The 6113-nt window shown below is 72.2% G+C and carries 5 protein-coding genes; all 5 read left to right on the top strand.

Annotation, left to right across the window (positions count from 1 at the left end; all coding sequences use genetic code 11):
• Positions 1-28 precede the first annotated feature (28 nt).
• The 5 genes from GVN67_RS27715 (at position 29) to phnD (ending at position 5883) form a co-directional block, all read left to right on the top strand.
• Positions 29-1024: a LysR family transcriptional regulator gene (locus GVN67_RS27715; protein WP_160000546.1), complete on the top strand. Its 996-nt coding sequence runs from the start codon at positions 29-31 to the stop codon at positions 1022-1024.
• 157 nt (positions 1025-1181) lie between these two features.
• Entirely contained in the window at positions 1182-2087 is a 906-nt protein-coding gene (locus tag GVN67_RS27710) for a DMT family transporter (protein ID WP_160000545.1), read from the top strand.
• Positions 2088-2184: 97 nt separating this feature from the next.
• Positions 2185-3870, top strand: coding sequence for a methyl-accepting chemotaxis protein (locus GVN67_RS27705; protein WP_160000544.1), 1686 nt, complete (start codon positions 2185-2187; stop codon positions 3868-3870).
• Between the two features lie 139 nt (positions 3871-4009).
• Positions 4010-4852 (top strand): phosphonate ABC transporter ATP-binding protein, encoded by an 843-nt coding sequence (gene phnC / locus GVN67_RS27700; protein WP_160000543.1) that lies wholly within the window; start codon positions 4010-4012, stop codon positions 4850-4852.
• 50 nt (positions 4853-4902) lie between these two features.
• Positions 4903-5883, top strand: coding sequence for a phosphate/phosphite/phosphonate ABC transporter substrate-binding protein (phnD, locus tag GVN67_RS27695; protein ID WP_160000542.1), 981 nt, complete (start codon positions 4903-4905; stop codon positions 5881-5883).
• Positions 5884-6113: the final 230 nt, after the last annotated feature.

Genomic DNA, 6113 nt, shown 5'->3' with positions numbered 1-6113 from the left:
GCCCCCTTTGGCGAAATCCCCCCTGCGCATGAACCAGGCCCCGCACCACCACCACCATGTGCCCGACCTGAACCTGCTGCGGCTGTTCGTCGCGCTGGCCGAGGAGCGCCATGTCACCCGCGCCGGGGAACGCCTGTTCCTGTCGCAGCCGGCGGCCTCCGGCGGGCTGAAGCGGCTGCGCGCGCAGTTCGACGACCCGCTGCTGGTGCGCCAGGGCAGCGAGCTGCGGCTGACCCCGCGGGCCGAGGCGCTCTATGCCGCCATCGCGCCGCGGCTGCGCCAGCTCGATGCCGAGGTCTCCGCCGCCACCCCCTTCGAGCCCGGCCGCGACGCGCACAGCTTCCAGCTGGGCGCCACCGACGCGGTGGCCTTCGCCCTGCTGCCGCCGCTGCTGGCGCGGCTGCGGCAGGAGGCGCCGCGCTGCGACCTGTCGATGCGCACCGGCGACCACCGCACCCTGCCGGCGATGCTCGCCCAGGGCGAGATCGGCCTGGCGCTGGGCTTCCTCGGCCAGGACCTGCCGGCCAATGCGCGGCTGCGGGTGCTGCGCCATGCCGACTGGGTGCTGCTGCGCGACCCCTCGACGCCGCCGGTCGAGACGGTCGAGGATTTCTGCTCGCGCAGCCACGCGCTGATTTCTCCACGCGGCGATCTGAGCGGCCTGGTCGACGCGCTGCTGCACCAGCAGGGGCTGCAGCGGCGGGTGGTGGTCGGCGTCAGCTCCTTCGCGCTGCTCTCGGCCGTGCTGCCGGGCACCGACCTGGTGGCCACGGTGCCGGATTTCGTCGGCGAGCGGCTGGCGATCCGCGCCAACCTGGCGGTGGACCAGCCGCCGGTGGCGCCGGCGCCGATGCCCAATGCCATGGCCTGGACCGAAAGCCAGGACCGCGACCCGGCCGAGCGCTGGTTCCGCGGCGTGGTGGTGGAAACCTTCAACGGCGTCTTCGGCCCGGCCAAGCCGCTGGAGCTGGCATCGCAGCCGCCCGCCCCGATGCCCGCGCCGGCTTCCGGGCGGGCGGCCTGAGCCGGGGCGGGCGACGCGGCAATTAAATGTCGCGCATCCCGCCTTTCGCATAACAAAGCTACGCAACCGGCGCGGCTGGCGGGGGTGCAATCCGCTGCCCTTCGCTTAAGCTGCGATCCCGACGGCGCGGCATCCCCGCGTCCTGACGGGACCGCCCATGCCGCTCTGGATCGCCACCACCCTCGCCGCCGCGCTGCTGCAGACCTGGCGCACCGCCCTGCAGCAGAAGCTGCGCGGCCAGCTGTCGGTCAATGCGGCGGGGGTGGTGCGCTATCTCTATGGCGTGCCGGTGGGGATGGCGCTGCTTGGCCTCTATGCCGCGATCTTCGGCCTGGTGCCGCCGCCGCCCACCTGGGGCTTCCTGGCCTTCGCCGCGGCCGGGGGGTTGATGCAGATCCTCGGCACCAACCTGCTGATCATGGCCTTCGGCGCCCGCGGCTTCGCCGTCGGCACCGCCTATGCCAAGACCGAGGCCGTGCAGGGCGCGATCCTGGCCCTGCTGCTGCTGGGCGAGCAGCTGTCGCCGCTGGCCTGGACCGGCATCGCCATCGGCGTCTGCGGCGTGCTCTACCTGTCGCTGGCCGGCAAGAAGCTGACGCTGGCCGAGCTGGTGCATTCGACGCTGCAGCCGGCGGCGCTCTACGGGCTGGGGGCCGGCGGCTGCTTCGCCCTGACCTCGATCCTGATCAAGTCGGCCAATCTGGAGCTGTCGCATCCCGACCCGGTGCTGCGCGCCCTGGTCACCCTGGTCTTCACCAATATCCTGCAGACGCTGATGCAGGGCAGCTGGCTGGCCTGGCGCGAGCCCGCCCAGCTGCGCGCCGTCTTCGCCACCTGGCGCAGCAGCGCCCCCGTCGGCGCCCTCTCGGCCTGCGGCTCGGCCTGCTGGTTCAGCGGCTTCGCCCTGGCCCCGGTCGCCATGGTGCGCGCCCTGGGCCAGACCGAGATTCTCTTCACCTTGCTGTTCAGCCGCTTCTATTTGAAGGAGAGCCTGAAGCGCAGCGAGGTGGCGGGCTCGATCATCGTCGTCGGCGGCGTGATCCTGGTGCTGCTGGGGCGCTGACCGCGGTTTCTGCCGGGGCATAATCCGGCCGTTAAGCTTGGCGGGGCTAGATCAGGGCCAGGGCGCGCCGGCCGCGCCTGCAGGAGCCCCGCGATCCATGTCCTTCCTCAGCAATCTCGGCATCCGCAGCAAGCTGGGCCTCGCCTTCGGCACGCTGCTGGTCATGGTCCTGGCGATGGGCGGCATCGGCGCCATGGCGCTGCGCTCGGTCAACCATGCGACGCTGGACCTGGCCACCAACTGGATGCCGGCGGTCGATGCGCTGGGCGACCTGCGCGGCACCGCGACGCGGGTGCGGCTGGTCGCCTTCCAGGTGGTGACCGCCGAGAGCCCGGCCGCCCGGGCCGAGGCCCTGGCCCGGCTGGAGACCCGCAGCACCGCGCTGAAGCAGGCCATGCAGGCCTATGCCGCGCTGATCTCCGAGCCCGCCGAGCGCGCCGCCTATGCCGCCTTCACCCAGCACTGGCAGAACTACCTGGCGACCCAGGACCGCGTCTTCGCCCAGAGCCTGCAGGACCAGTCCGCCGCCATCATCGCCTTCAGCGCGCCGGCCGCCGCCATCTTCAACCAGGCCTGGGAAGCGCTGGAGGCCGCCAAGCAGGCCAATCGCGAGGGCGCCCAGCGCAGCCAGGCCGAGGCCGCCGCCACCTTCTCCGAATCGATGTGGCTCAGCGGGCTGCTGGCCGCGGTCACCCTGCTGGTGGCGCTCGGCGCCGCGCTGTGGCTGACGCTGGACCTGGCGCGGCCGGTCAACCAGATCGCCGACCGCATGCGCCGCCTGGCGCAGCGCGACATGGCCAGCCCGATTCCCGGCAATGGCCGCCGCGACGAGATCGGCGGCATGGCCACCGCCGTCGCCGTCTTCCGCGACAGCATGGCCGAGGCCGAGCGGCTGGGCGCCGAGCAGGCCGCCGCCCAGCAGCGCCGGCAGGAGCGCAGCCAGCGCATGGACGGGCTGGTGAAAGGCTTCGAGCAGGCGGCCAGCGGGCTGTCCAACCACCTCTCCGCCGCCGCCGCCGAGCTGGAGGCCACCGCCCGCTCGATGAGCGACACCGCCGGCCAGGCCGACCGCCAGGCCAGCGCCGTGGCCAATGCCGCCGAGGAGACCAGCGGCGGCGTGCAGACCGTCGCCGCCGCGGTGGAGCAGCTGACCGCCTCGATCGCCGAGATCAACCGGCAGGTGGCGCAATCGGCCACCATCACCGCCCGCGCCACCGCCGAGATGCAGCGCACCGACGCCACCGTGCGCGCCCTGGCCACCGGCGCCCAGCGCATCGGCGACGTGATCGGGCTGATCAACAACATCGCCGGCCAGACCAACCTGCTGGCGCTGAACGCCACCATCGAGGCGGCCCGCGCCGGCGAGGCCGGCAAGGGCTTCGCCGTGGTGGCGTCGGAGGTGAAGAACCTGGCCAGCCAGACCGCCAAGGCCACGGAAGAAATCAGCGCCCAGATCGCCCAGATCCAGACCGCGACGCAGGAGGCGGTGGGCGCCATCCAGGGCATCGGCGGCACCATCGGCGAGATCAGCAACATCGCCGGCAGCATCGCGACCGCCGTCGACGAGCAGGGCCAGGCCACCCAGGAAATCGCCCGCTCGGTCCAAAAGACCGCCGTCTCGACGCGGGAGGTGACGCTGAACATCACCGGCGTCAGCCAGGCCGCGAGCGTCACCGGCCAATCCGCCCAGGACGTGCTGGAGGCCGCCGGCCAGGTCGCCCAGCAGGCCGGCCAGCTGGGCGTCGAGGTCGGCGGCTTCATCAAGGCGGTGCGCGCCGCCTGAAGGGGGCGCGCGGGCCCGCTGGGGGGCCGCATTATTCCCCCAGCCCGGCCCTGCCCAAGCCTCCACGCGCTTGTCATGTCGCTGTCATTCGCCTGTCATGCGGGGGCCCTATAGGGCTCCGCGTTGCGAAGGATGGCCGATGCTTCAGCTCGACAATCTCTCGCGCCGCTTTGGCGCGACGACCGCGGTGGACCGCGTCAGCCTCTCCGTGCCCGCCGGGCAGATGGTGGGCGTGATCGGCCGCTCGGGTGCCGGCAAGTCGACCCTGCTGCGCATGATCAACCGGCTGACCGAGCCTTCCGAAGGCCGCATCCTGCATGACGGCGTCGATGTCACGGCGCTGCGTGGGCAGGCGCTGCGCGACTGGCGCACCCGCTGCGGCATGATCTTCCAGCAGTTCAACCTGTCGCAGCGGATGGATGTGCTGACCAATGTGCTGGTCGGCCGGCTGAACCACCATCCGGGCTTCCTCGGCACGCTGGCCACGCTGTTCAAGCATTTCCCGGCCGAGGAGCGGGCCATGGCGCTGATGGCGCTGGACCGCTTCGACCTGGCCAACCAGGCGCTGCAGCGCGCCGACACCCTGTCGGGCGGCCAGCAGCAGCGCGTCGCCATCGCCCGCGCCCTGATGCAGGAGCCGCGGCTGATCCTGGCCGACGAGCCCATCGCCAGCCTCGACCCGCGCAACGCCCGCACCGTGATGGACGCGCTGCGCGACGTGAACAAGCGCGACGGCATCACCGTGCTGTGCAACCTGCACCACCTCGACACCGCCCGCGAATATTGCGACCGCATCGTCGCCATGCAGGGCGGCCGCATGATGTTCGACGGCCCGCCCGCCGCGCTGACCGCCTCGAAGCTGCGCGAGATCTATGGCGTGTCGGAAGCCGAGTTCGACGAGCAGAGCGCCATGGAGCCGCCGCCCCGGCGCGCGGCTCCCGGGGGCGCCGGACCCAGCCAGGCGGAAGCGCTCTCCGCCTGAACCAGACCTGCCCCGCCGCCTGAGGCCGCGGGGACCCCAAGGAGAGATCCATGATCACCCGTCGCACGCTGGCCGGCCTCGTCGCCGGTTCCGCCCTGCTGCCTGCTGCCCTGCGCGCCCAAGCCCCGGCTGCGGCCCAGGCCGTGGCGATGCCCGCCGCCGGCGAGCGCCCCTGGGCCAAGGACGTGCCGCAGATCCGCATCGGCCTGCTCGGCGGCGAGAATGAGAGCGACCGCCTCGGCCGCTTCGACGCCTATCGCAAGCTGATCGAGGACACCTTCAAGGTGCCGACCCGCCTCTACCCGGCGGCCGATTATGCCGGCGTGATGCAGGCCTTCTCGGCCCGTCAGATCGAGGCCTCCTCGATGGGCGCCTCGGGCTATGCCGGCACCTGGCTCGACACCAACGGCGCCGTGCAGCCGCTGGTGGTGCCGCGCGAGGCCGATGGCGGCATCAGCTACATCTCGGTGCTCGTCACCCGCAAGGACAGCGGCATCACCTCGCTCGAGCAGATGCGCGGCAAGTCGCTGGCCTGGGCCGACCCGAACTCCACCTCGGGCTACCTGGTCCCCCGCTCGGAGCTGCGCGGCGCCAATATCGACATCAACAGCTACTTCTCGCGCACCGGCTTCGCCGGCGGGCACGAGCAGGCGGTCGTCGCCGTGCTGCAGAAGCAGTATGACGGCTGCTGCACCTGGGCCTCGGGCCAGGGCGAGATGTCGGAAGGCTTCACCCGCGGCAACCTGCGCGCGATGGTGGAGAAGAAGATGCTCAACATGAGCGACGTGAACATCATCTGGAAGTCGCGGCCGATCCTGAACGGCCCGCTGGTGGTCCGCAAGGAGCTGCCGGAGGCCTTCAAGCGCGACTTCACCAACTTCCACCTGGCGCTGCCCTCGAGCCACCCGGACATCTACGCCCAGGTCGAGCGCGGCGGCGGGCTCGGCTATGCCGAGGTCACCCACGAGCAGTTCGAGCCGATCGTCCAGCTGCGCCGCGAGGAAGCTGCCGAGCGTCGTCGCCGCTCGTGACGCGCCGCGGGGCCGAAGCTTCGGGGGCAGCCATGCCGGCCTCCCCCCTTCTGCCCCGCCGCCTTTCATGCGGAGAATGCCGGGTCCGGGGGCGGCGACGCCCCCGGCCCTTTCCGCGAGGCCGCCGCATGCCCGATACCCTGTCCACGATCTCCCGCCGTCCGCTGCTGGCGGGCCTGGCCGCCACGCTGCTGCCCGGCCTCGCCGCCGCGCAGGCGCCGGCCGCCCAC

The organism is Roseomonas sp. 18066, from assembly GCF_902706185.1.
Taxonomy (GTDB): Bacteria; Pseudomonadota; Alphaproteobacteria; order Acetobacterales; family Acetobacteraceae; genus Pseudoroseomonas.
Note: the sequence above shows the minus strand (reverse complement) of the source record. Positions and strands in the feature narration are given on the sequence as shown.